The 24,370-nt window shown below is 66.3% G+C and carries 20 protein-coding genes and 1 pseudogene; 7 read left to right on the forward strand and 14 right to left on the reverse strand.

Annotation, left to right across the window (positions count from 1 at the left end; translation table 11 throughout):
- Positions 1–79: 79 nt before the first annotated feature.
- Positions 80–2,866, forward strand: a complete 2,787-nt coding sequence (gene polA / locus Q1U94_RS10110; protein ID WP_300544061.1) for a DNA polymerase I — start codon at positions 80–82, stop codon at positions 2,864–2,866.
- 233 nt (positions 2,867–3,099) lie between these two features.
- On the opposite strand, the gene gyrB is transcribed toward polA, so the two are convergent.
- The 12 genes from gyrB to mutM form a co-directional block, all read right to left on the reverse strand.
- A complete protein-coding gene (gyrB, locus tag Q1U94_RS10115; RefSeq protein ID WP_300544064.1) occupies positions 3,100–5,496 on the reverse strand; it encodes a DNA topoisomerase (ATP-hydrolyzing) subunit B in 2,397 nt (798 codons plus the stop codon).
- A gap of 84 nt (positions 5,497–5,580) precedes the next feature.
- On the reverse strand, positions 5,581–6,288 hold the full coding sequence (locus Q1U94_RS10120; protein ID WP_300544066.1) for a VTT domain-containing protein: 708 nt from the start codon (positions 6,286–6,288) through the stop codon (positions 5,581–5,583).
- Positions 6,285–7,949, reverse strand: coding sequence for a glycosyltransferase family 39 protein (locus tag Q1U94_RS10125; protein ID WP_300544068.1), 1,665 nt, complete (start codon positions 7,947–7,949; stop codon positions 6,285–6,287). The genes Q1U94_RS10120 and Q1U94_RS10125 overlap by 4 nt, the downstream gene beginning before the upstream one ends.
- A complete protein-coding gene (locus tag Q1U94_RS10130; protein WP_300544070.1) occupies positions 7,946–8,734 on the reverse strand; it encodes a glycosyltransferase family 2 protein in 789 nt (262 codons plus the stop codon). The genes Q1U94_RS10125 and Q1U94_RS10130 overlap by 4 nt, the downstream gene beginning before the upstream one ends.
- Before the next feature lie 94 nt (positions 8,735–8,828).
- A complete protein-coding gene (locus Q1U94_RS10135) occupies positions 8,829–9,455 on the reverse strand; it encodes a LysE family translocator (RefSeq protein WP_300544072.1) in 627 nt (208 codons plus the stop codon).
- Positions 9,452–10,597, reverse strand: coding sequence for a DNA replication/repair protein RecF (gene recF / locus Q1U94_RS10140; protein WP_300544074.1), 1,146 nt, complete (start codon positions 10,595–10,597; stop codon positions 9,452–9,454). Before recF ends, Q1U94_RS10135 begins: the two co-directional genes overlap by 4 nt.
- 26 nt (positions 10,598–10,623) lie before the next feature.
- Positions 10,624–11,742 (reverse strand): DNA polymerase III subunit beta, encoded by a 1,119-nt coding sequence (dnaN, locus tag Q1U94_RS10145; RefSeq protein WP_300544076.1) that lies wholly within the window; start codon positions 11,740–11,742, stop codon positions 10,624–10,626.
- A 175-nt stretch (positions 11,743–11,917) separates the two neighbouring features.
- Complete coding sequence (dnaA, locus tag Q1U94_RS10150) at positions 11,918–13,345, reverse strand: chromosomal replication initiator protein DnaA (RefSeq protein WP_300544078.1); 1,428 nt, start codon at positions 13,343–13,345, stop codon at positions 11,918–11,920.
- A 484-nt stretch (positions 13,346–13,829) separates the two neighbouring features.
- A complete protein-coding gene (gene rpsT, locus Q1U94_RS10155; RefSeq protein ID WP_300544080.1) occupies positions 13,830–14,096 on the reverse strand; it encodes a 30S ribosomal protein S20 in 267 nt (88 codons plus the stop codon).
- Positions 14,097–14,204: 108 nt separating this feature from the next.
- Positions 14,205–14,981, reverse strand: a complete 777-nt coding sequence (locus Q1U94_RS10160) for an enoyl-CoA hydratase (RefSeq protein ID WP_300544082.1) — start codon at positions 14,979–14,981, stop codon at positions 14,205–14,207.
- 121 nt (positions 14,982–15,102) lie between these two features.
- Positions 15,103–16,044 carry a TraB/GumN family protein gene (locus tag Q1U94_RS10165; protein ID WP_300544084.1) on the reverse strand — a complete coding sequence of 314 codons (942 nt, stop codon included), beginning with the start codon at positions 16,042–16,044 and terminating at the stop codon, positions 15,103–15,105.
- 98 nt (positions 16,045–16,142) lie between these two features.
- The gene (gene mutM / locus Q1U94_RS10170; RefSeq protein ID WP_300544086.1) at positions 16,143–17,006 is read right to left on the reverse strand and encodes a bifunctional DNA-formamidopyrimidine glycosylase/DNA-(apurinic or apyrimidinic site) lyase; all 864 of its coding nucleotides are present in this window, start codon (positions 17,004–17,006) and stop codon (positions 16,143–16,145) included.
- 164 nt (positions 17,007–17,170) lie between these two features.
- Between mutM and Q1U94_RS10175 the strand changes: the two genes are divergently transcribed.
- A complete protein-coding gene (locus Q1U94_RS10175; RefSeq protein WP_300544089.1) occupies positions 17,171–17,938 on the forward strand; it encodes a class I SAM-dependent methyltransferase in 768 nt (255 codons plus the stop codon).
- On the opposite strand, the gene Q1U94_RS10180 is transcribed toward Q1U94_RS10175, so the two are convergent.
- Positions 17,935–18,417, reverse strand: a complete 483-nt coding sequence (locus tag Q1U94_RS10180) for a hypothetical protein (RefSeq protein ID WP_300544092.1) — start codon at positions 18,415–18,417, stop codon at positions 17,935–17,937. The genes Q1U94_RS10175 and Q1U94_RS10180 overlap by 4 nt on opposite strands.
- A 44-nt stretch (positions 18,418–18,461) precedes the next feature.
- On the opposite strand from Q1U94_RS10180, the gene ubiB reads away from it, so the two are divergent.
- The 5 genes and pseudogenes from ubiB to dut all read left to right on the forward strand — a co-directional run bounded on the left by ubiB (position 18,462) and on the right by dut (position 22,999).
- Complete coding sequence (gene ubiB / locus Q1U94_RS10185) at positions 18,462–20,000, forward strand: 2-polyprenylphenol 6-hydroxylase (protein ID WP_300544095.1); 1,539 nt, start codon at positions 18,462–18,464, stop codon at positions 19,998–20,000.
- A gap of 63 nt (positions 20,001–20,063) precedes the next feature.
- Positions 20,064–20,600 (forward strand): protoglobin domain-containing protein, encoded by a 537-nt coding sequence (locus Q1U94_RS10190; protein WP_300544097.1) that lies wholly within the window; start codon positions 20,064–20,066, stop codon positions 20,598–20,600.
- Between the two features lie 76 nt (positions 20,601–20,676).
- A pseudogene (gene coaBC, locus Q1U94_RS14135) lies at positions 20,677–21,862 on the forward strand (bifunctional phosphopantothenoylcysteine decarboxylase/phosphopantothenate--cysteine ligase CoaBC).
- A gap of 71 nt (positions 21,863–21,933) precedes the next feature.
- A complete protein-coding gene (locus tag Q1U94_RS10205; protein ID WP_300544102.1) occupies positions 21,934–22,404 on the forward strand; it encodes a hypothetical protein in 471 nt (156 codons plus the stop codon).
- A 142-nt stretch (positions 22,405–22,546) separates the two neighbouring features.
- A complete protein-coding gene (gene dut / locus Q1U94_RS10210; RefSeq protein WP_300544104.1) occupies positions 22,547–22,999 on the forward strand; it encodes a dUTP diphosphatase in 453 nt (150 codons plus the stop codon).
- Here dut and Q1U94_RS10215 read toward each other — a convergent pair.
- Positions 22,996–24,312, reverse strand: a complete 1,317-nt coding sequence (locus Q1U94_RS10215; RefSeq protein WP_300544106.1) for an ATP-dependent RecD-like DNA helicase — start codon at positions 24,310–24,312, stop codon at positions 22,996–22,998. The genes dut and Q1U94_RS10215 overlap by 4 nt on opposite strands.
- Between the last annotated feature and the right edge of the window lie 58 nt (positions 24,313–24,370).

The following is a 24,370-nucleotide window of genomic DNA, read 5'->3' on the forward strand; positions in this document are numbered from 1 at the left end:
TGACGGCCACCGCACTCCACCGATGACCTCTCCGCCGCACCGCGCTAACCTCGCGCGGCATGCGAGAAGAGGACACCCCATGGCCATCACCAAGCCCGTCGACGAGACCTCCCACCTCTATCTGATCGACGGGTCGGGCTATATTTTCCGGGCCTATCATGCGCTGCCGCCGCTGACCCGGTCGGACGGGACGCCGGTAGGCGCCGTACAGGGGTTCTGCAACATGCTGTGGAAGCTGCTGGAGGACCTCAAGGGCGAGGACGCACCCTCGCATCTGGCCGTGATCTTCGATCATTCCGGCAAGTCTTTCCGCAATGACCTTTACGACCTGTACAAGGCGAACCGGCCGCCGGCGCCGGAAGATCTGGTGCCGCAATTCACGCTGATCCGTGACGCCACGCGCGCCTTCGGCACGCCGTGCATCGAGCTGGAGAATTACGAGGCCGACGACATTATCGCCACCTATGCCCGACAGGCCGAAGCCAGGGGAGCCAAGGTGACCATCGTCTCCTCCGACAAGGATCTGATGCAACTGGTCACCGACAAGGTGGACATGTTTGACGCCATGAAGAACCGCCGCATCGAGGCCCCGGAAGTCTTCGAGAAGTTCGGCGTGGGACCGGACAAGGTCATCGATATCCAGTCGCTGGCCGGCGACAGTGTGGACAATGTCCCCGGCGTGCCGGGTATAGGCGTCAAGACGGCCGCCCTCCTGATCAACGAATATGGCGATCTCGACACGCTGCTGGAGCGGGCCGGCGAGATCAAACAGAAGGGGCGGCGCGAGAAACTCCTGGCCCATGCCGAGGATGCGCGCATTTCCCGGCAATTGGTGACGCTGAAGACGGACACGCCGGTGGTCGACGACATGGACGCCTTCGGCATCACCGATCCGGATGCGGAAACCCTGGTCAAATTCCTCAAAGAGATGGAATTCCGCACCTTCACCCGGAAAGTCGAGGAAGCGCTGGGCGGGCCGGCGGCCGACGAGACCGGCGATGCCACCGCGCCGATCGACCGCGAGGCCTATGAATGCGTCACCACGACGGAGCGGCTGAACGCCTGGATCGACAAGGCGCACCGGGCCGGGGTGATCGCCGTGGACACCGAGACGGATGCGCTCTCGGCGGCGGCATCGGGCCTGGTCGGCATATGCCTGGCCACGGCGCCGGGCGAGGCCTGCTATATTCCTCTGGCCCATGTCGACCCCAGTTCATCCGGCGACATGTTCGACACCGGCGAAAAGCCCGGCCAGATCCCGATGGACGAGGCGCTGGCGGCACTGAAACCCCTGCTGGAGGACCCGGGAGTTCTCAAGGTGGGGCAGAATTTCAAATACGATCTGGCCGTCCTCGCACGCTACGGCATCGAGGTTGCCCCCTATGACGACACGATGCTGATCTCCTACGTCATGGAGGCGGGCCTGCACGGGCATGGCATGGACGAGCTGGCCGAACTGCATCTGGGCCATGAATGCATCCCCTTCAAGGAGATCTGCGGGACCGGCAAGAACCAGATCAGTTTCGACAAGGTCGCCCTGGACAAGGCCACGCAATACGCCGCCGAGGACGCGGATGTGACGTTGCGCCTGTGGGAGTTGTTGAAACCGGCGCTGGTCGCGAAAAAGAAGGCCACGGTCTACGAGACGCTGGAACGGCCCATGGCCAAGGTGCTCGCCGACATGGAGCGTGCGGGCATCAAGGTCGATCCCGATCAGCTGCGCCAGTTGTCTTCCGACTTCGCCCGGAAGATGGCTGCCGCCGAGGCGGCCGCGCACAAGGCGGCCGGACGCGCGTTCAACGTTGCGTCACCGAAACAGATCGGGGAAATCCTGTTTGGCGAGATGGGGCTGCCCGGCGGGAAAAAGACCAAGACGGGGGCCTGGTCGACCGATGTGACCGTGCTGGACCAGCTCGCCGCGGAGGGGCACGACCTGCCCGTCGCGCTGCTGGAGTACCGCCAGTTCGCCAAGCTGAAATCGACCTATTCCGACGCCCTGTTCGAGCACATCAATCCGGCCACGAAACGCGTACACGGCTCGTTCTCGCTCGCGGCAACGACGACAGGGCGGCTCTCCTCGACCGAACCCAATCTGCAGAACATCCCGATCCGCACCGAGGAAGGCCGCAAGATCCGCGAAGTCTTCATCGCCGAGCCGGGCCATTGCCTGGTCGCGGCCGACTATTCCCAGATCGAGCTGCGCCTCCTGGCTCATATCGCCGATGTGGAGAGTCTGAAACAGGCCTTCAGGGACGGTGCCGACATCCACGCCATGACCGCGTCGGAAGTGTTCGGCGTGCCTGTGGAGGGCATGGACCCGATGGTGCGCCGCAAGGCCAAGGCGATCAATTTCGGCGTCATCTACGGCATTTCCGCCTTCGGCCTGGCCAACCAGATCGACGTCTCGCGCGAGGAGGCCAAGGCCTTCATCGACGCCTATTTCGGGAAATTCCCCGGCATCGCCGATTACATGGACCGCATGAAGTCCGAGGTGAAGGAACGCGGACATGTCGAAACCGTTTTCGGCCGCCGCTGCCACTTTCCCTCGATCAAGGACAAGAACCCCAACATGCGCATGTTCGCGGAACGCCAGGCCATCAATGCGCCCATCCAGGGCTCTGCCGCCGACGTCATCCGCCGCGCCATGATCCGCATGGACGACGCCCTCAGGGCCGCCAGCCTGGATGCCAGGATGCTCCTCCAGGTGCACGACGAACTCGTCTTCGAAGTGCCGGAAAACCAGGCCGACGACCTGATCGCCCTGGCCTCAAAGGTGATGGGCGAGGCCTGCGCGCCGGCGGTGGAGCTCAGCGTGCCGCTGGAGGTGGATGCGAAGAAGGGGAAGAGCTGGGCGGAGGCGCATTAGGGGGCGAATTGGGATAGCGGACGCATCGGCCGGAGACACGCCCTTTCCGGCCTGCGCATTTTTCCCGGAAGTGCGTGAGCGCTATCCGGGACCTCCCGGTCGAGGGCCCGGGCGAAGCGGTCGCGCAGGAGATCCCGGCTCTTCGGCCGGCAAGGGGGCTGGTGCCAGGGGCAGCTGCCCTGGTGAAGGCCGCCGGAACCTTCTCCCCGCCAGAGGCGGAGCGGTAACGCCCCCTACGCGTCCACCTCGGCTTCCAGCGCATGCTCCTGGATGAAGTCGCGGCGCGGTTCCACCACGTCGCCCATGAGCTTGGTGAAGAGCTCGTCGGCGGTGTCGGCGTGGGTGACCGAGACCTGGAGGAGGGAGCGGGCATCGGGGTCGAGCGTGGTTTCCCAGAGCTGGGACGGGTTCATTTCGCCCAGCCCCTTGTAGCGCTGGATCTTCATCCCCTTGGCGCCCGATGCGGTGACTGCGTCGACCAGCTGGCTGGGCGTGTAGATGGTCACCGGACCGGATTTCGGCGTGAAGACGGCGGGGCCGGTATAGTCCTCCGCTACAGCGCGGGCTCGCTCGGACAGGCGCTTGGCCTCAGGGCTTTCGCGCAGATTGGCGTCCAGCACGACGGTTTCGGTCACGCCGCGCACTTCGCGCTGGAAGATCAGGCCCCAGTCCTCGCCCAGACGGGCCGTCCAGTTATCCTCGCCCTCGTCGGCGAAGGCGTTGAGCCGGTCTGCGGCGCGGGAGACCGCCCCCTCGTCGGGTTCGGGCACCAGGGCGCCGGCCAGGGCCGCGCCCTCGAGGGCGAAGCCCGGCGCGCGGGCGGTCAGACGCTCGATCGAGAGCTTCACCCCGCGTGCGGCGGCGACGCGTCCGGCCAGGTCCTGCCCGCTCACCACTTCGCCATCGGCGAGGGTGAGATGGGCGTCCGAAACGCCTTCGTCGATGAGATAGGCGTCCATCTCGGCCTGGTCCTTCACATAGCGCTCCGAGCGGCCCTTGGTGATCTTGTAGAGCGGCGGCTGGGCGATATAGAGATGGCCGCGCTCGATCAGCTCGGGCATCTGCCGGTAGAAGAAGGTGAGCAGAAGCGTGCGGATGTGGGCGCCGTCCACATCGGCGTCGGTCATGATGATGACCTTGTGATAGCGCAGCTTCTCGTAGTCGATCTGGTCGCGACCGATGCCCGTGCCCAGCGCCGTGATCAGCGTGCCGACCTGGTCGGAGGAGAGCATCTTGTCGAAACGTGCCCGCTCGACATTGAGGATTTTCCCGCGCAGCGGCAGGACCGCCTGATTCCCGCGGTGACGGCCCTGCTTGGCCGAGCCGCCGGCTGAATCACCCTCGACGATGAAAAGTTCGGACTTGGCCGGATCCTTCTCCTGGCAGTCGGCCAGCTTGCCGGGCAGGGAGGTGATATCCAGCGCCGACTTGCGCCGCGTCAGCTCGCGCGCCTTGCGCGCAGCCTCGCGGGCGGCGGCGGCCTCGATGATCTTGGAGACGACCATCTTGGCTTCGCCCGGATGTTCCTCGAACCATTCCGCCAGCGCCTCGCCGACCGCACCCTCGACGGCGGGACGGACTTCCGAAGAGACCAGCTTGTCCTTGGTCTGGGAGGAGAATTTCGGGTCGGGCACCTTCACCGACAGCACACAGGTCAGACCCTCGCGCGCATCATCGCCCGAGATCGCCACCTTCGCCTTCGAGGCCAGGCCCGACGACCCGGCATAATTGTTGATGATACGGGTCAGCGCACCACGGAAACCGGCCAGATGGGTGCCGCCATCGCGCTGGGGGATGTTGTTGGTGAAGCAGAGCACATTCTCGTGGTAGCTGTCATTCCATTCCAGCGCCGCTTCCACCGTCACCCCGTCGCGCTCGCCCCGGATCAGGACGGGCGGGGTGAAGAGCGGGGTCTTGGTGCGGTCCAGATGGGCCACGAATTCGGCCACGCCGCCTTCATACATCATCGTGTCCGAGAAGGGCTCCGGTCCACGCTCGTCCTTCAGCGTGATCTTCACGCCGGAATTCAGGAAGGCCAGTTCGCGCAGCCGGTGCTGCAGCGTCTCGCGGTCGAAGTCGATCATCGAGAACGTCTCTTCGGACGGCATGAAGCGCACTTCGGTCCCGGTCTGGCCCGCCGCATCGCCGACGACCTTCAGGTCTTCCTCGGCTTCGCCGCGGCGAAAGCGCATGTAATGCTGACTGCCATTCCGCCAGATCGTCAGGTCCATCCAGTCGGACAGCGCATTCACGACCGACACGCCCACCCCGTGCAGACCGCCGGACACCTTGTAGGAATTCTGGTCGAACTTCCCGCCGGCATGCAGCTGGGTCATGATCACCTGGGCCGCGGAGACGCCCTCTTCCTTGTGGATGTCGGTGGGGATGCCGCGGCCGTCGTCGCGCACCGAGGCCGAACCGTCGGCATGCAGGGCCACGACGACCTCGGTGCAATGCCCGGCCAGGGCTTCGTCGATCGCATTGTCGACGACCTCGTAGACCATGTGGTGCAGGCCGGATCCGTCATCGGTGTCGCCGATATACATGCCCGGGCGCTTGCGCACGGCGTCGAGGCCCTTGAGGACCTTGATCGACTCCGCGCCATACTCGTGATTCGCTTGTTCCGTCATGAGATTGTTGTACAGGTTTCACCGGCCGGTGACCACTCGCGCGCACACGCGCGCGCACGTACGCGCGCAAGGCGTCCGGCCCCGCTAGACGGGCGGTTTCGTACCGAAACGGCGCCTCATCCAGCCGCGGCCGATAACCCCGATCAGGACCAGCAGGAGGATCGCCCCGCCCAGAGTGATCCAGGCCTGCGCACCGGCGCCCGACAGACCCAGGATCGCCGCATGGCTGGCAAAGGCGATGAGCGCCATTTTCGGGACCGAGCCGACCGCCGTGCCGGCGATGAAATCGCGAAATCGCATCGGTGTGCAGCCGGCAACGAGATTGATGACGATGGACGGCAGGGTCGGCACCAGGCGGATCGCTGCGCTTGTCCAGAAACCGTGCCGGGCCAGCTCGTCCATGACGATGGCGGCATCGGGGCCGGCATGGCGGTCGACCCAGCCCGCGCCCAGACGGCGGCCGATGGCGAAGCCCAGGGCGCAGGCGAGGATCTTGCCGATCCAGCTGTAGGCAAACCCGGCCCAGGGCCCGAAGCCGGCCACCAGGGCTGCGATCAGCACGGCCTGCGGCGTGCCCAGCGTGATCAGGGCGACGAAAACCAGCACCGCCAGCGGCGGCGCCCAGGGATGACGGCCCAGCGCCGCGAGCCCGTCGAGCAGGCGATCCAGGGTTTCAGCCGGCAGCAGCAGCGTGGCAAACCCGCCCAGGGAAAACAGGGCAATCAGCGCGGCAAGACCGGCCGCCCGGCCCGGATGGCGTTTGAGCGCCGCGGCCAGGCCCTGCCCGATCATTGCGCCGGATCGGGTGCGGTTGCGCGGTAGAGCGTCAGCCGCATGGTGTCGCCGTTGGAATAATTCTGCCCCTCGATCCGTCCGGCCCCGGCGAGGTCCAGCCCCAGTTCCGAAGCCCGGGCGAGGAAGGGATCCGCCTCGCTGTCGTCGATCAGGGCCAGGCGGCAGGCCGTGTCCTGCGCCAGCCGGTCGGCGGCCTCGGCCGGGCTCGACGCGAGGTAGGTGTCATAGGGGCCATGGCGATAGACCAGGCTGGGCTCGCGATAGGCCGAGGTGACGAGCATGGTGTCCGGGCAGGGCCGCACCGCCTCGACGGCCACGACGATGCGCGGGGTCAGCCACAGGGTTTCCAGCCGCGGCAGTGCGCCGGCGTAGATGGTGACCATCGCGATGACACCGGCCGCAACACCGCTGACCAGGGCCGGCATGGCCCGGCGCAGGACCAGGAAGGCAAGGGCGGCCGCGGCAGCCAGGAAGACCAGCACGCCGGCCACGGCCAGGAGCGGCGGCAGATAGCCTTCCGACCAGTGAACGCCGGCCGGCCCCAGCGCCGCAATCAGCGCACTGGCAGCCAGCCAGACGGCCGCATAGAGCCCGGCCCCGGTACGCACCCAGAGCGGGCTTTTCTCGCGCCCCGAAAACAGCGCCACCGCCGCCAGGCAGGCCATCGCCGGATAGACCGGCATGACGTAGTGCGGGAGTTTCGTGGCGATCAGCTCGTAGGCGATCCAGGCCGGCACGATCCAGGCGATGAGATAGCGCACCGCCGCCTCGCGCCGGTGCTGCCAGACCCAGTATCCGGCGAAGACGACGAACAGGGAGGCGGGCCAGAAGGTCAGCGAAAAGACGCCCAGATAATAGCCGAAGGGGCCGGAATGGGATTGCTGGCTCTCGCCGACCTTGCCCATCATGCTGTCGCCGACGGCTTCGGCATAAAACGCGCCGTCCGAGACGATGCCGATCGCGACATACCAGGGCAGGGCAATCGCCAGGAACAGCGGCACGCCCCACAACGGCTTGAGCTGGAGCATCCAGCGGGCACGGCGGTCCCAAAGACCCAGGGCCAGAAGGGTGAGGCCGACGAAGAGCATGATGATCGGACCCTTGATCATCATGCCCGCCCCCAGCGCGGCCCAGAACAGGGCCGGGCGCCACCAATGGCCTTCGGGCCGGAGATAGATGCGCAACAGGCCCAGATGAGCCGCCGTTATCGTGGCCAGGAGGACGGCATCGGTCTTGGCGATGCGCGCCTCGAAACCCACGGCAAACCCGGTCGCCAGGAAGAGGGCGGCAGCGATACCGGCCGTCCGGCCGAACAGGTGCGCGCCGATAGCGCCGGTCATCAGCACCGCCGCCAGAATGCCCAGAAAGGAGGGAATGCGGTGCACCGCGATGAGCCGGTCCTCGCCGGTACCGGCCAAGCTCACCGAGATCGCCTGCAGCCAGTAGATGCCTGCGGGCTGGAGGTGACGCGGCTGGTCCTGGAAACGGATATCGATGTAGTCGCCGCTTTCCAGCATCTGCGTGGTGGCGACGGCATAGCGGGACTCGTCCCGGTCGACCGGCGGCAGGCCGGCAATACCCGGCAGCAGGACGGCACAGGCCAGAAGGACGACGATCAGCCAGTCCTTCCAGACCAGGCGTTCGCCGGCCGGGATCACGCGCCCGGCCCTTTCGGCTGACGCTCTTCGATCCGTCCGGGAGCCCGGGTGCGCCGGACCAGCCAGATCACGCCCATCGTGTCGAAAATCCCGACCAGGGCCCGGCCCCAATTGGTGTATTTCGACGACCCGGCGGCACGCGCCCGGTGCTTGACCGGATGATTGATCAGCGGATGGCCGTAGCGCTGGAACAGGGCCGGCAGGAAGCGGTGCATGCCCTCGAAACAGGGCAGGAGAAGAAAGCTGTCGCGATGAAACACTTTCACGCCGCAGCCGGTGTCCGGGCAATGATCGCCCAGCACCCAGGAACGGAATCCGTTGGCGATGCGCGTAGCGATGAGGCGCGAGAGCGGATCGTCGCGGCGCACCCGTGTGCCCGCGACCAGCGGCGCCAGCCCCTCGCCCGACCAGGCCTTGTCCAGCATGTCGGGCAGGTCGTCCGGATCGTTCTGGCCGTCCCCGTCCAGCGTGGCGATCCAGGGCGCACGGGCAGCCAGCACGCCGGACCGCACGGCCTGGGACTTGCCGCAACGCCTGTCATGGCGCACGAGCCGGACACGCGGATCCCGGCCGGCGATATCCTGCAGAATCTGCGGTGTCGCATCCGCGGACCCGTCATCGACAAAGACGATCTCGAACGCGCCTGCGCGCTCCATGCCGCGCAGGGTTTCCTCGCACACGGCGGCAACATTCTCGGCCTCGTCGAGCACGGCGATGACGACGCTCGCGCGCAGCGGCGTATCCGCGTGCGAAGGGCGACGGTAGTCCGTCGTCGGCTCGCTCATGATGTCCCGGTCCCCAAGCCGCGAACCGCCCTCACGCGGTTCAGATGGCGGCAACTTCGCATTGCCCGCGCCCGGCAACAAGCCATCACCGCCGTCACCGGGCGAACAGAAGCAGAAGCGCGATTCCCGCCATGACGCAGCCGGTGACAATGTCCGCTCCGCGCCGCACGGTAGGGGTAACCAGCCATTGGCGCGCCCGGTGGGCGCCGGCGATATAGGCGCCCGCCGTCAGCACGGCGAGCACGGCCATGATGGCCAGCATCAGCGCATAGGTCAGCGGGGTGATCTCCGCCAGCGGCACAAAGGCCGGTACCAGGGTGAGGTAGAAGACGATGGGTTTGGGGTTGGACAGCGGCATCGCCACGCCGGCGACATAGGTCGCCGCCCAGGAGCGTTTCGATCCCGCCCTGAAGACCGGCCTGGGCCGCGCCCCGGTCCAGGCACTCCAGAAGGCGCGATAGGCCATCCAGGACAGATAGGCCACGCCGACAAGCTTGGCCGCCAGCCAGAAAGCGCCCAGTTGCGTGGCCAGCGCAGACAGTCCGGTCACGGCCAGGGTGAACCAGAACATGTCGCCGGTGAGAATGCCCACACCATACATTGCCGCATGCCAGGGCCCGGCATCCAGCGTCCGCGCGATCATCGCCGCTATACCGGGGCCGGGCGTGACAAAAAGCACCAGCAGCGCACCGGCGAACAGGAGGAGGTTTTCCGGGGTCATGGCTGCGCCGTCACAGTCGCCGCATCGATCTCGAAATACTGGATTCCGGCGCCGAAGGGTTCGAACAGCACGCGCTCCACCCCGGTCAGCCAGGCCTGCGATCCGGTCGCCAGGATTTCCCGGGCGAGGCCCTCGCGCCGTGCCGCATCGAGATGGGCGCAGGCCTCGTCGAGAAGGAGAAGCGGCGCGGCGCCGTACTGCCGCCCCAGTGCACGGGCCTGCGCCAGGGCCAGGGTGAGGATCAGGGCTTTCTGCTCGCCGGTCGAACAATCCCCGGCCGGCCGATCCTTGCCGCGATGGCGGGCGACGAGTTCCGTGCGGTGCGGTCCGGGCGTCAGCGTCCGGCCGGCGGCCGCATCCCGGGACCGTCCCTCGCGCAGGGCCTGGGCGAACCGGTCTTCCGCCGTGCCGGCATCCAGCCCCCCGGCCAGGCCGGCTTCCACCGCCCCGTCCAGGGCAAGGTCGGCCTGCGGAAAGGCCCCTTCGGGACGGGCATCGATCTCGCCCTGCAAACGGATCAGGGCCTCCAGGCGCGCCGCGGCCATTGCCACCCCGTGGCCGGCCATTTCGGTTTCCAGCGCATCCAGCCAGGCCGGATCGGCGCGCCCCTCGTCCAGCAGGCGCTGACGCCGTGTACGAACCTTGTCGTAGGCGCTGGCGGCTTCGGCGTGGGCGGGATCGGCGGAGTAGACCAGGCGGTCGAAGAATTTCAGCCGGTCGCCCCGCGGCCCGGCGAAGAGCCTGTCCTGGGCCGGGGTCAGCCAGATCATCGGCAGAAGGCGCGCCAGCTGGCCCTGGGGCGCAGGCTGGCCGTCGATCCGCGTCTGCCTGCGGCCGCCCTCTCCCGAACCGACACCCAGGCGGACCGCGCCCTCGCGGGTTTGCGCTTCGGCAAAGACGGCCCAGTTCGCCGCCGCGCCCTCATCGCTCTTGCGGACGACGGCATCGGCCCCGGCCGAACGCAGGCCGCGGCCCGGGGCCAGGAAGGAAACGGCTTCGAGAAGATTGGTCTTGCCGGAACCATTGGCGCCGTAGAGGGCCACAGGGACGGCTTCGAGCTCGAGATCGAGCAGGGCATAGCCGCGAAAATCGGTCAGCCGCAAACGACGAACCGCCGCAGGCGGAACCGGCGGCGGCGTCATCTCGTCGTATCCGGCGGGCCCGTGCGTCACACCCTGAGCGGCATCAGCACGTAGAGCGCATCGGGATCGCCGCTGTCGGTGACCAGCGCCGGCGAGGCGGCGTCGGCAAAGTGGAAGCGGGCTTCCTCGCCCTCGATCTGGCCGGCGACGTCCAGCATGTAGCGGGCGTTGAAGCCGATGGCGAAGCCTTCATCCGTATACGACACGGCCAGTTCCTCCTCGGCCTGGCCGCTTTCCGGATTGTTCACGGCCAGGGTCAGCGAGTCCTCGCCAAGGGTGAGCTTCACCGAGCGCGACTTCTCCACCGAGATGGTGGCGACGCGGTCGACAGCTTCGGCAAAGCGCTTGTTCTCCACCGCCATCAGGCGTGTATTGCCGCGCGGGATGACACGCTCATAGTCCGGGAAGGCGCCGTCGATCAGTTTCGAGGTGAGGACCGCCCGGCCGAGCCGGAAGCGGATCTTGCCCTCGGAGACGGACACTTCGACCTCTTCACCGGCATCCTCGAGCAGGCGGCGGACTTCCTGCACCGTCTTGCGCGGCACGATCACGCCGGGCATGCCCGCCGCGCCCTCGGGCAGGTCGATCTCGGCGAGCGCCAGGCGGACGCCATCCGTGGCCACGGCGCGCAGGGTCTTGCGGCCATCCTCCTCGGCGGCATGCAGGTGGATACCGTTGAGGTAATAGCGCGTCTCCTCGGTGGAGATGGCGAAACGCGTCTTGTCGATCAGCCGCGCCAGCTCGTTCGCCGGGACCGAGAAACGGTGTTCGAGATCCTCGGTCGGCATGACCGGGAAGTCACCCGGAGGCAGGGATGGCAGGGAGAAGTTGGACCGGCCGGCCTTGAGCGTCAGCCGCGGGTCGCCGCCATTCATCTCCAGGGTCACATCGGCCCCGTCGGGCAGTTTGCGCGTGATGTCGTAGAGCGTGTGCGCGGGGGCCGTGACCAGGCCCTCGCCATCGCATTGCGCATCGGTGGTTTCCAGGATCTCGATGTCGAGATCGGTGGCGGCGAAACTGGCTCCGTCAGGGCCCGCCGAGATCAGCACATTGGACAGGATCGGAATGGTGTTGCGCTTTTCGACGACGGCCTGAACATGGCCCAGGGCCTTCAGGAGCGTGGCGCGCTCGATCGTCAGCTTCATGTCTCGCGTTCCGCTTTCAACGTTTTCGACATCGACGTCTGTTTGGACGGCACTGCGGGCTTGTCACCCGCGGCGCAAATCAGGGTGGGTCAAAGAGGATACATGAAAACGCGCGTTCGCAAGAGATTTCTCCAGCGTCCGCGCGTTCCCCTTGGGCATCGTGAAGCGCCGGGCGTCAGCCCTGGAGCTCCTGCGTGAGACGGTCGATGTCGTCTGCCACGGGATCTCCGGCATCGAGCAGCGCCGTCACCTTGTTGACCGCATGGATTACCGTCGAGTGGTCGCGCCCGCCGAAACGGCGCCCGATATCGGGCAGCGAGCGCGTGGTCATTGTCTTGGCCAGATACATGGCAATATGACGCGGACGCACGACACTCTGGGTCCGTCGCTTGGAACAGATATCCGCGGGCGTGACACCGTAATGCGACGCCACGGCCTTCTGGATCTCGTCCACGGTGAGGCGCCGCTCCGAGCTGAGCGACAGCTCGCGCAGGGCCGTCGACACGGCTTCCATCGTCACCGGCAGACCGAGCAGGGCCGTGCGGCAGATGACATTGTTGAGGACCCCCTCCAGTTCGCGCGGACTGGACGTGATGCGCGCGGCGAGGAAGTCGCGCACGGCCTCAGGCACATCCAGCACCGGATAGTGGCATTTGGCCTGGGCGATCTTGCAGTCCAGGATTTGCCGGCGCAGGTCGAGATCGGGTTTGCCCAGCGGACAGGCCAGACCGCCGACCAGGAGCGAGCGCAGGCGGTCGTCGGAGACCTGAAGCTCGGCCGGAGGGCGGTGCGAGGCGAGCACCACCTGCTTGTTCTCGGCCACAAGGGCAGCAACCGTGTTGAGGAATTCGTCTTCGGTCTTGGGCTTGCCGGCGATGAAATGGACATCGTCGACCAGCAGGACATCCACGCGGCGCACGGTCTCCTTGAAGGCGATCGTGTCGCGTGCCCGCATGGCGGTGACAAAACCGGAGAGGAATTCCTCTGCCGTCAGATAAAGCGCCTTGCGCGGCCGCGACGTATGTTCGAACGCGCTGGCCACAGCATGCATCAGGTGGGTCTTGCCGACACCGTAATCGCCGTAGAAGAAGACCGGATTGAACGGCGGCGTCTGGGCGCCGACCACGGTGCGCGCGGCTGCCGCCGCCACTTCGTTCGCCGGGCCGACCCGGAAACTGTCGAAGGTGAAGCGGGTCTCGCTGACCGGAGCGCTTTCGGGCGCGGAAGACGCTGCAGGCGCCGGCGCGGTGACTGCGCGCTCGGCGGACGGCGCGACCACCGGTTGCGGCTCGGCCTCGCCTTCGGCAACCAGATGAACCGCCCGGTGCGTGCTGTCGAGTTCGGCCCAGATCGCACGAATCCGGGCACCCCAATGATCCTCGACCCAGTCGCGATTAAAACTGCTGGGTGCGATAATGATTATCGCACCGGACTCCGATACGCGCACACGCAGGCGGGCAATTTCCTGCGAGTATATGGCCGGACCGCACTCATCTCTAAGATGCGCCCGCACCTGCCGCCAAATCGCCGAAATTCCGTCCGATCTACCCGTCTCGATGCCCGCGGGCTTCGCCTCTGCCACCGCCAATTTGTTTAACGCCATCGTTCGCCACACTTTTGTTTTTCTCGTCAGGATGCACGAGCTATGTGTTTGTTATTTAGACGCATTTCCCCCTCATACAGCGCTCGCGGCGGCGGCGCTGCTCTCGGAATGTGATCCGCATGGGAATGATCGCCCTCAGGAGCCCAGAGGTTACGCCTCTCCTAATTGTGGTCAACATGATTCAGCGCCTCAAATCCGAGATTCTTCGCTTGACACGGGAAATCCGTGATCGGATCGAAGCTTGTCATTTTTGACAGATTGATGACACTTCTGCTGGTCGCAAAACGGAACCGTTTTGCGACCCGATAGCACGAGCATCATCGAAATGTACGCCTGGCAAGCTCTCCGTATGAGGATTAAAATTATTCAAGCAGCCGCGCGGGCCTGGGGTGCACCTTGAAGACCGCGGTTTGTGCGCGCGCAAAAAAATACGCCCGGGACGTGTATCCCGGGCGCATTGAATTCGGCTGATGCCGGATCGGCGTCAGGCGGACATGGCCTTCACGCGGGCCGACAGGCGCGAGACTTTCCGCGAACCGGTATTCTTGTGGACCACGCCATTGCTGACGGCGCGCATCATTTCCGATTCCGCCTGGACCAGAGCGGTCTTGGCCGCGGCCTGATCGCCCGAAGCGATCGCCAGCTCGACCTTCTTCACAAACGTCCGCACGCGCGAGCGGCGGGCCTTGTTGACGGCCGTGCGACGCGCAATCTTGCGAACCATTTTCTTGGCCGAGTTGGTGTTGGCCATCGATCTACCTCTTCATGCGGTCGGGCCAAGCGGGCCCGGCAAATTCCGTGAGCGGCGGCGTATAGGCCTTCGGGACCGGGCCGTCAACCGCCGAATGCGCATTCCGGCCTAGCGGTGCTTGAAATGCGCAGCGCGTTTTTCAGCGAAGGCCGCCATACCCTCCTTCTGGTCCTCCAGTGCGAACTGCGACTGGAACACACGGCGTTCGAAGCGGATACCCTCGGTCAGGCCGATCTCGAAGGCGCGATTGACCGCTTCCTTGGTCATCATGGCCACCGGCAGCGACTTTGACGCGATCGTCTCGGCCGCCTCCATGACGGTATCCATCAGGTCGTCGGCCGGCACGACACGCGACACCAGGCCGGCACGCTCGGCCTCCTCGGCATCCATCATGCGCCCGGTCAGACACAGATCCATCGCCTTGGCCTTGCCCACGGCGCGCGGCAGGCGCTGCGTGCCACCCGAGCCCGGCATGACGCCGAGATTGATTTCGGGCTGGCCGAACTTGGCGGTCTCCGACGCGATGATGAAATCGCACATCATGGCAATTTCGCACCCGCCGCCGAGCGCGTAGCCCGACACGGCCGCGATGATCGGCTTGCGGAAGCGCGACACCGATTCCCAGGTCTCGGCGAACGGATCGTTCATGTAGAGACCGACCTGGTCGCGCGCCTGCAATTCCTTGATATCGGCACCGGCGGCAAAGGCCTTCTTCGACCCGGTCAGCACGACACAGCCAATTTCGTCGTCCCGTTCGAACTCCGCCAGGGCCGCGGACAGTTCGGTGGTGAGTTCGTCGCAGAGCGCGTTCAGCGCTTGCGGACGGTTCAGCGTTACAACGCCGACACGCCCCTCCGTCTTCACCTGTATCGTCTTGTAGGCCATTCGGCACTCCATGTGACGGCGCGGCATCCCCCGCGCGGGAAAAACCGCGCCGCTATAACCCACACGGGCGCAAGCGTCGATAGCGGGCAGGCTGGAAGACTCACCCGCCATCGCATCGGCGCTATTGCCGGGTGACGGTCAGCCCGCGATCGCGCAGCAATTCGATAACACCGGCATCGCCCGGAAGATGTCCCGCGCCCACGGCGATGAAGACCGTGCCCTCGCCGTCGAGAATGTCCAGGATCTGGGGCACCCACGCGCGATTGCGCTCCGCAATGATCGCCTCGAAGAGTTCCGGCGCGTCTTCACGCATGTCGTCATTGATCAGTGCATCCAGCGCCGCCATGTCGCCCGTGGCCCAGGCACGCACCATGTCGTCGACCAGTTGCGGCATGCGCTCCATGTCTTCCAGCCCTTCGGCGAGGAAACGGACCTGGATGTCGTCCGGCAGACCGGACAGGAAACCGATCTGCTGTTCGGCAGTCTCGAAATAGCCGAACTGCATGTCCCTGTCGGCGACATGCGAGATCAACGCCAGTTCGACGCCGGCATTGGGATCGAACCCCATCTGCTGCATCTGTCCGACGGCGAGGACGATCTGGGCCAGCCAGGGCCGCATCGGATCCAGCATGACAGGCGTTGCCCCGACGCTGGGCGCGATCTCGGCCAGCAGGGCCTGCGTTTCTTCGTCCAGCATGGAGGAGAGCGTCGTGCCGGCCGGGTTGAGACCGTATTGCGGGATCAGGGCCTGCATCTGCTGTTGCGCCTCCGGCGAATGCACATCCGCTTCCAGATAGATCGTGCCCGCCATCTCCACCGCGGTCATTACATCCTCGGTCTTCCATTCCAGCTCGGCGGGCAGAATGTGAAACGTGCCGAAAATGTAGATATCGGAATCCGCGTCGCTGACGCGCCAGAGGGCCGGATCCGCATCGATGGCGGCATAGTCGGTGGCATGCGGCTGGGCCGACGCGCCGGGCGCGGCGGCCAGTAGCCCGGCGAGCAGGGCGGTGCCGGCTGCCAGCGCGGCACGGGATCGCTGGAGACGCGAAATCAGGGACATGAAGATTACTCCTGCAAGGCTTGACGGTTTCGTGGCACGACTTCTAGGCAAGATGGCGGCGGAACGGACCGGGGATTGTGGTCTGGACGGTCCCGGTTTCAACGCTGGCACGACGTGCAAAGGAAGGTCGACCGCCCCGACTGGACAATCCGGCCGATCCGGCCGGCGCAATCGGGAGTGACACACGCCTCGCCCTCGCGGCCATAGGCCCGGAAACGGTGCTGGAAATAGCCCAGAGCCCCGTCCGCCGCTGCAAAATCGCGCAGTGTCGATCCGCCGGCCTCGATTGCCTCGTCGATCACACTGCGCACGGCCACGGCCAGCCGCGCGGCACGGCGCCCGGGGATTGTCGCCGCCAGCCGCCGGGGGCTGATCCCGGCCCGGTGCAGGGCCTCGCAGACATAGATATTGCCCAGGCCTGCCACCACGCGCTGATCCAGCAGCGCAGCCTTGACCGGCGTCTTGCGGCCCTTGAGCGCGTTGCACAGATGCGCTTCGGAAAAGGCGTTTGAATTGGGTTCGGGCCCGAGGCCGGCGAGGAAGGGGTTGGCCGCCTCCGCGGCCGTATCGAACACGTCCATGAAACCGAAGCGCCGCGGATCGTTGTAGCGGATGGTGACCCCGCCCTCGACGCCGAACACGACATGATCGTGCCGGGGATTGGCGGGCTCGGCATGAACGAAATCCCCCGGCTGCCGGCTGCGGTCTTCGGCCTCGACCGAATAGCGCCCCGACATGCCCAGATGCGACAGCAGCGTGGCGCCGCCCTCCAGCCGGATCAGCAGATATTTGGCGCGGCGGTCGATCCGCTCGACCCGGCGCCCGGCAATCCGCCCGGCAAATCCGGGCGGGAAGGGAAAGCGCAGATCGGCGCGGTTGAGGGTGACCGATCGAACGGTCCGGCCTTCGAGGGCCGGAGTCAGGCCGCGGCGAACGGTTTCGACTTCGGGCAGTTCGGGCATGGCAACTCGCGGTCGGACAGGGTCGGCACAACCTGCTTACAGCCTTCTTCCGGCGCTGCCCATATTGCGCAGCGCGGACGGGCCGCTGCGACACTTGGCACCGCGCCCGCCGCTTTTCGCAGCGGCGGGTGGCGTCTATGGTCGCGCCCATGAGCGAGTCCCCGATGCAAGACACTGTTTCCTTCGGCTTTGCCGATGTTGCCCGCGACCGGAAAGCCGGGCTGGTGCGCGGCGTGTTCGACCGGTCGGCGCGGCGTTACGACCTGATGAACGACCTGATGTCGCTGGGCATTCACCGGGTCTGGAAGGACATGGTGATCACCCGGGCCAATCCCCAGCCCGGCGAACGTCTGGTCGACGTGGCCGGAGGCACCGGGGACCTGGCGCGCAGCTTTGTCAGCCGGGCCGATCGCACCGGCGAGCGCCGCGGGGATCCGCGAAAGGCCGGGGCCATCGTGCTGGATATCAACGAACAGATGCTGCGCGCCGGTGTAAAACGGGGCGTCAGCCAGGCCCAGGCCGGGCGGATCCACTGGGTGACCGGCAATGCCGAATGCCTGCCCCTGCCGGACCGCAGCGCGCACTGCGTGACGATTTCCACCGGCATTCGCAATGTCACCGACCGAATGGCTGCGCTGCTGGAGATGCGGCGCGTGCTCAAGCCGGGCGGACGTTTTCTGTGCCTGGAATTCACCCGGCCGACCAGCCGCGCCTGGGAAAGACTGTACGATGCCTGGTCGTTCAATGTGATGCCGGCGCTGGGCGAACATGTCGCGAATGACCGGGAGAGCTATCAGTATCTGGTGGAGTCGATCCGGCGCTTTCCTGACCAGGAGGACTTCGCCGCGGAATTGCGCGAGGCCGGCTTCCACCGTGTCGGCTATACCAATTTCTCCGGCGGCATTGCCGCCCTGCACACGGGTTGGGCCTAGTCGCGGCCGCGCTTGGCCCGCAGCCAGGCCTTTGCGGCCTCGACCGTGTCGAACACGGGCAATTCGGCCGGATAGAACTGGCCGCCGAAACTGATCCAGTATTCCACCAGCGGCCGCTGCATGGGATTGCTGCACACCTGGGCGGAATAGGTCGGCGTATCGCCGTAGTGCTCCCTGAGCAGCGCCACGAGCTCGTCCCTCAGGCGCCGGAAATCGTCCGGCGAGACATCGCCCAGCAGACCGTCGTTATAGACGACGATGCGGTCGCAGTGCGGCGTCCAGCCCGGCATCGTGACGAGCCTGCGCATCAGGACGAGGGCATCGTCCAGTGCCACGACCCCGTGATAGCGGATGATCGCCCATTGATTCTCGCGGTCGAACTCGATCGTGTGGCGCATGCCGCGCACGTTCGGCCAGAAGCGGACGCCGATCAACCGGCCGGTTGCAGATCGCGACGTATCGGGTGCACGCGACTTCACGCCACGCTCGCCAAGCGCGTCCGTGCACACTAAACCGGCTGTCGATGTTTGCGACCCTTGCCTCTTTCGCGCGCCTGCTGCGGGCTGTCCTGACCCTCGCCCGGCACGATGCCATTCTGCCGGCGGAGTATCAGTCGGTCTATCCGGCGCCCGCGCGCATGGCCGGCCGTGTCATGCGCCTGCTTGCCCGGCGCAGGCAGGCCGGCAATCCCGGAGAACGCCTGGCCCGTGCCCTGGAAAGCCTGGGCCCGTCCTATGTCAAATTCGGCCAGATCCTGGCGACGCGCGGCGACGTCATCGGCGAACGCTTTGCCCGCGGCCTGGCCCGCCTGCAGGACAAGATGCCGCCCTTCGGTGACGACAAGGCGCGCACAGTCCTGGAAGCCGAGTTCGGCGCCCCCCCGGATACGCTCTTTTCTGAACTGGGTCCTGCCGTCGCCGCCGCCTCGATCGCCCAGGTCCACAAGGCGACGACCTCGGACGGGCGCACGGTGGCGGTGAAAATCCTGCGTCCGGACATCGAGCGGCGCATCGCCCGCGATATCCGCACCCTGTCGCTGGGCGCGGCCCTGGCGGAACGTTTCGCCCCGGCCTCGCGCCGGCTGGAGCCGCGCAAATTCGTCGAGACAGTGTCGCGCTCGCTGACTGTCGAGACCGATCTGCGCCTCGAGGCTGCCGCCGCATCGGAGCTGGCCGAGGCCGCCGCCGTGGCGGAAGGCTATCGCATTCCCGCCGTCGACTGGACCCGCTCCACAAAACGCGTCCTGACCACCGAATGGATCGATGCCATTGCGCTGTCCGATACCGAGCGCTTGTCGCAATGCGATCTCGACCGGCCGGAACTGGCAACACGCCTGACCCGGGCCTTTCTGGCGACGGCACTGGATCGCGGTGTCTTTCATGCCGACATGCATGCCGGCAATCTCTTTGCCGACGAGGCCGGCCGGATCTGGGCCGTGGATTTCGGCATCATGGGGCGGATCGGGCGGGCCGAGCGGCGCTTTCTCGCCCTGATCCTGCACGGTTTCCTGACCCGCGACTACATGTCGGCCGCCCGCGCCCACTTCGCCGCCGGCTATGTGCCGCAGCACCATTCGGTGGAGGATTTTGCCAGCGCCCTGCGCGCCGTCGGCGAGCCGATCTTCGGCAAGCGGGCCGATGAGGTGCCGATGTCGCGCGTGCTGCTGCAATTGTTCGAGATCACCGATCTGTTCGACATGCGGCTGCGGCCTGAACTGGTGATGCTGCAAAAGACGATGGTGCAGTGCGAGGGCGTGGCGCGCCAGCTGGACCCCAAGCACGACATGTGGGGCGCGGCGGCGCCGGTCGTGGAGCGCTGGATGAAGCGCGAGCTGGGGCCGGAGGGGCGGATCCGCGACCTCGGTGAGGATGTGGTGCGCCTGCACGATGCGGTGCGGCAATTGCCCCGGGCGATCGAGGACTGGGCCGAGATCGGCGCGAAGCTCAAGGCGGGCGAGCTGAAACTGTCCGGAGGGCCCCGGATACGGCCCTGGGCCCTGCGCCTGGCCTGGCTGGCAGGGGCCGGCGCGACCGGCGCCATGCTCGCCTGGCTCGCCCTCTAGTATTTGAGCGGTCACATACACTTTCCTTAAAGGAAAGCGTGATCCAATGCATGCATGGCAAGGTTGAGACCCATCACCGAAGAACAGCGCGCGATCCAGCGGGAGTTTTTCCAGCTGGACGAAAAAACGATGGACCGCGTCCGCCGGCTCAAACCGCGGCTGATGGACTATGCCAAGACGGCGCTGGACGGCGTGTTCGACCATCTCGAGGGCAATCCGGAAGTCGCCCACTATTTCGAGATTTCCGAGAACGTGACCTATCTGCGCGCCGGCATGCTGGCGCATTGCGATACGCTGTTCTCCTGCCGGTTCGACGACGCTTATTACGACGCCACCGACCATATGGGCGAGCGGCATTCCAAGCTGGAATACCATTCCCACGTCTATACGGCGGCCTATACCAACATGTTCACGCGTATTGTCGAGCTGGCGATGGCGGACAAGGGCAAGTTCACCACCGAGGACATCGTCGCCCTGACCCGTGTCACGCTCTACGACATGGAACTGACCGTCGGCTCCTTCTTCTCCCACCGCATGGAAAAGCGCGACGCGCTGGACTCGGACGCGGTGAAGATCCGGCATCTGCTCACGGGAAGCTGACCGGGCGCGCGCACGCGCCTCTTGGGAAATCCGCCGCAAAGGGTTACCTCTTGCCCGTCTCGAGCGGAGCAAGCCCTTGTCCGAACCCCGCATTCTCCTGATCGTCGGCGGCGGTATCGCCGCCTACAAATCCCTCGAACTGATCCGCGAACTCAAGAAGCGGGGCATTGCCGCTCGCTGCATCCTGACGCGGGCGGGCGCACAGTTCGTGACCCCGCTGAGCCTGTCCGCCCTGTCGGCGGACAAGGTCTATGGCGAATTGTTCGATCTTACCGACGAGGCCGAAATGGGTCATATCGAGCTGTCGCGCTCGGCCGATCTTCTGGTCGTTGCCCCCGCCACGGCCGACCTTATGGCCAAGGCCGCAACGGGCCTGGCCAATGACCTCGCCTCGACGGCGCTGCTGGCAACCGACAAGCCCGTTCTGATGGCGCCGGCGATGAATGTGCGCATGTGGGAACATCCCGCCACACGCCGGAATCTGGCCACCCTGAAGGACGACGGCGTGCATATCGTCGGCCCCGACGAGGGCGATATGGCATGTGGCGAATTCGGGCCGGGACGCATGGCCGGGCCGGCAGCTATCGCCGATGCGATCGAAGGCCTTCTCCGTGGCTGAGACACTGAAGGACCGGCATGTCCTGGTCACTGCAGGACCGACGCGCGAGCCGATCGATCCGGTGCGTTTCATTTCCAATCACTCCTCGGGCCGGCAGGGCTATGCCATCGCCCGCGCCTGCGCCGCACTGGGCGCCCGGGTCACCCTCGTCGCCGGACCGACGGCGCTGCCGGACCCGGCCGGGGTTAGGACCGTGCATGTCGAGACCGCACGGGACATGCTGGCTGCCGTGGAAGCCGCGCTGCCGGCCGACGTGTTCATCGCCGTGGCGGCTGTCGCCGACTGGCGCCCCGCCCAACCCGCCGGCAGGAAACTAAAACTGGACAAGGCCAGCCTTGCCAGCCTGCCGCTGGTGGAAAATCCCGACATCCTGAAGACGGTTGCCGGCCGGCCGCCGGGAACCCGGCCCGGCCTGGTGATCGGCTTCGCCGCCGAGACACACGATGTCGAGGCCCTCGCCAAGGCCAAGCGCGAGCGCAAGGGCTGCGACTGGATCCTGGCCAATGACGTGTCGGGGGATGTGATGGGCGGAGCGGAGAATGCGGTCATCCTGGTTACGCCCGCAAACGCCGAACACTGGAACCGTACCGGCAAGGATGCCGTCGCCCGGCGGCTGGCCGACCGGATCGCGGCCGCCCTGTGACCGTCTTGCCTGCCCGCGGCGACGGCGGCAGACTGGTGCCGACCGCTTCGAATGCAAGAGGGGGAGGAATCATGATCCGTACAATCTTCTCGGCCTGCCTCGTGGCAGGACTGGCAGCGGCCGCGCCCGCCACGGCCCAGTCGGACAATGTCCGCGACCTGCACTGTTTCGCTGTCGAACGGGGCACGCACGCCCTGGTCAATCTGGACACATACAGCGTCATCGAGGCCACGGCCGGGCCCGGCCCGTTTCACTTCAGCGCCGACAATTTCGACCTGATGGGAATCGCCTGCCGCCGCAATACGCCGGTGCCCCAGCCGAATGACTACAAGGTGGCGCTGTCCGGCCTGGCGCTCTACGTCGATGTCGAACGGGGCGATACACCGGTCTCGACCATGCTCCACATTGTCGACGACCAGTTCGTGTTGCGCATCGTCAACGGCTCGCTGACCGCCGCGGAACGGGAGCAGGCGACCGCGCAGATCGAGCGCTATTACGACCGGGTCAATGCCGGCACGGAGCCGGGGCCGACCGGGCGCTGAACGGGCCCTGCTTTTCCACACGCTTCCACAGCGCCGGAAAAACCTGCCCATAACATCGTTGAAAACCCGGCCCCGCCTTGCCCGGACAGGCCGGGGCTGGCCCAATGGACCGCTCCCTCGCCGATCCAGGAGCGACCTGCCCATGTCCGTCCCCGTCCGTATCATGCCGCTGGAACACTATGAGGGGCTCGACCTGCCCGCCTACCAGACGGAACAGTCCGCCGGGATGGATCTGCGTGCCGCGGTGCCGGACAACACGCCGGTGATGATCCCGCCGGGCGAATGGCGGCTGATCCCCGTGGGTATCGCCATCGCCCTGCCGGACGGTTACGAGGCCCAGGTGCGCCCGCGTTCCGGCCTGGCAGCCAAGAAGGGCGTCACCTGTCTCAACACGCCCGGCACGATCGATGCCGACTATCGCGGCGAAATCCGGGTCAACCTGATCAATCACGGCAAGGAGCCCTTCATCGTCCAGCGCGGCGAACGCATCGCCCAGATGATCATCGCCCCCGTGACCCAGGCCGTATGGCAGGTGTCGGACAGCCTGGACGAGACCGGGCGCGGATCCGGCGGGTTCGGCTCGACGGGGGTTTAGGCCTCCACGCTCGCCGGCGCCGGATCGCAGAAGGCCTTCACATCGAATATCCGCGGATCGGAAATGATGTCGTCTGGCCGCAGCGGCCGCGACAGTTCCAGCCCTTCCAGCGAGCGGGCCCGCGACAGGGCGACATAGGCCTGCCCGTGGGCGAAGAGGCGCCGCGAGATGTCCAGATAGACCTTGTCCAGGGTGAGGCCCTGGGCCTTGTGGATTGTCATCGCCCAGGCCAGGCGCAGCGGATACTGGGTGAAACTGCCCGCCGTCGTCTTGGTCAGCGCCTGGGCCTCCGGGTCGAAGGCATAGGCGTTGCGCTCCCATTTCTGGGGTTCCACGGCGTAGGTCGTCTCGCCGATGCGCACGCGCACCGCCTTCTCGTCGAAACCTTCCACCTCCCCCAGCGTGCCGTTGACCCAGCGCCCCGCCGGATCGTTGCGGGTGAGCATGACCCGGGCGCCGATCTTCAGCGTCAGCGGTTCCTCGGCCGGAAACAGGCGCGGATCGAACTGGCCCTCCACCCTGGCCTCGAAGGCCCGGCCCGGCGTCGAAAGGCCCTCCAGACGCGCCTGGTTGATGCGCCAGGCGGCTTCGTTGGTCGAGGTGAGCACGACATGGGTCAGCGAGGCTTCCAGGCCCGAACGGCCGGTGACCCGCTCATTAAGCTCGTCGGCCTCGTCGGAGGTGATGTCCCCGTCGCGCACGGCATTGAGGATATTGATGAAATACTCGTCGGTCTGGCGGAAGACCTGTTCCAGCTCGACCAGCGAGAAACCGGCATCGCGGAAGGGTTCGGGATGGAAGAAGAAGGGCCCGCCGAAACTCGATTCCAGATATTCCGCCTCCGCGCCCTGGATCACCGGCGGCAATTGCGCCAGATCGCCGACCAGCACCATCTGCACGCCGCCGAAGGGCTCGTCGCGCTCGCGATTGAGGCGCAGCGACTTGTCGATGGCCCACATCATGTCGGCGCGGACCATGGAAATCTCGTCGATGACCAGTGTCTCCAGCGCCTGCACCACCCGGCGGTGACGCACCTTGCGGATATCGCGCGTACCGATCATGCGCGGCGGGAAATGGAAGAAGGAGTGGATGGTCTGCCCGCCGGCCTGCATGGCGGCCACGCCGGTCGGCGCGATCACCGCGGCGCGATTGCCCGCCCGGCGCAGGAATTCGCGCATCAGCGTCGTCTTGCCCGTGCCCGCCCGCCCGGTGAGAAACACGTTCGGCCGCGCGCCGGTCAGCCAGTCCAGCAGGCGTTCCTGATGATCGGAGAGTGCGGGCCGGGCGGCGGCAAGGTCGGAAACGGCGGACATGGGCTCAAACTGGCCGGGTTTGTATCAAAAGCATAGCCCGGACACTCACGGGGCTTGA

Origin of the sequence: Maricaulis sp. (assembly GCF_030149515.1) — a bacterium.
Classification (GTDB): Bacteria; Pseudomonadota; Alphaproteobacteria; order Caulobacterales; family Maricaulaceae; genus Maricaulis.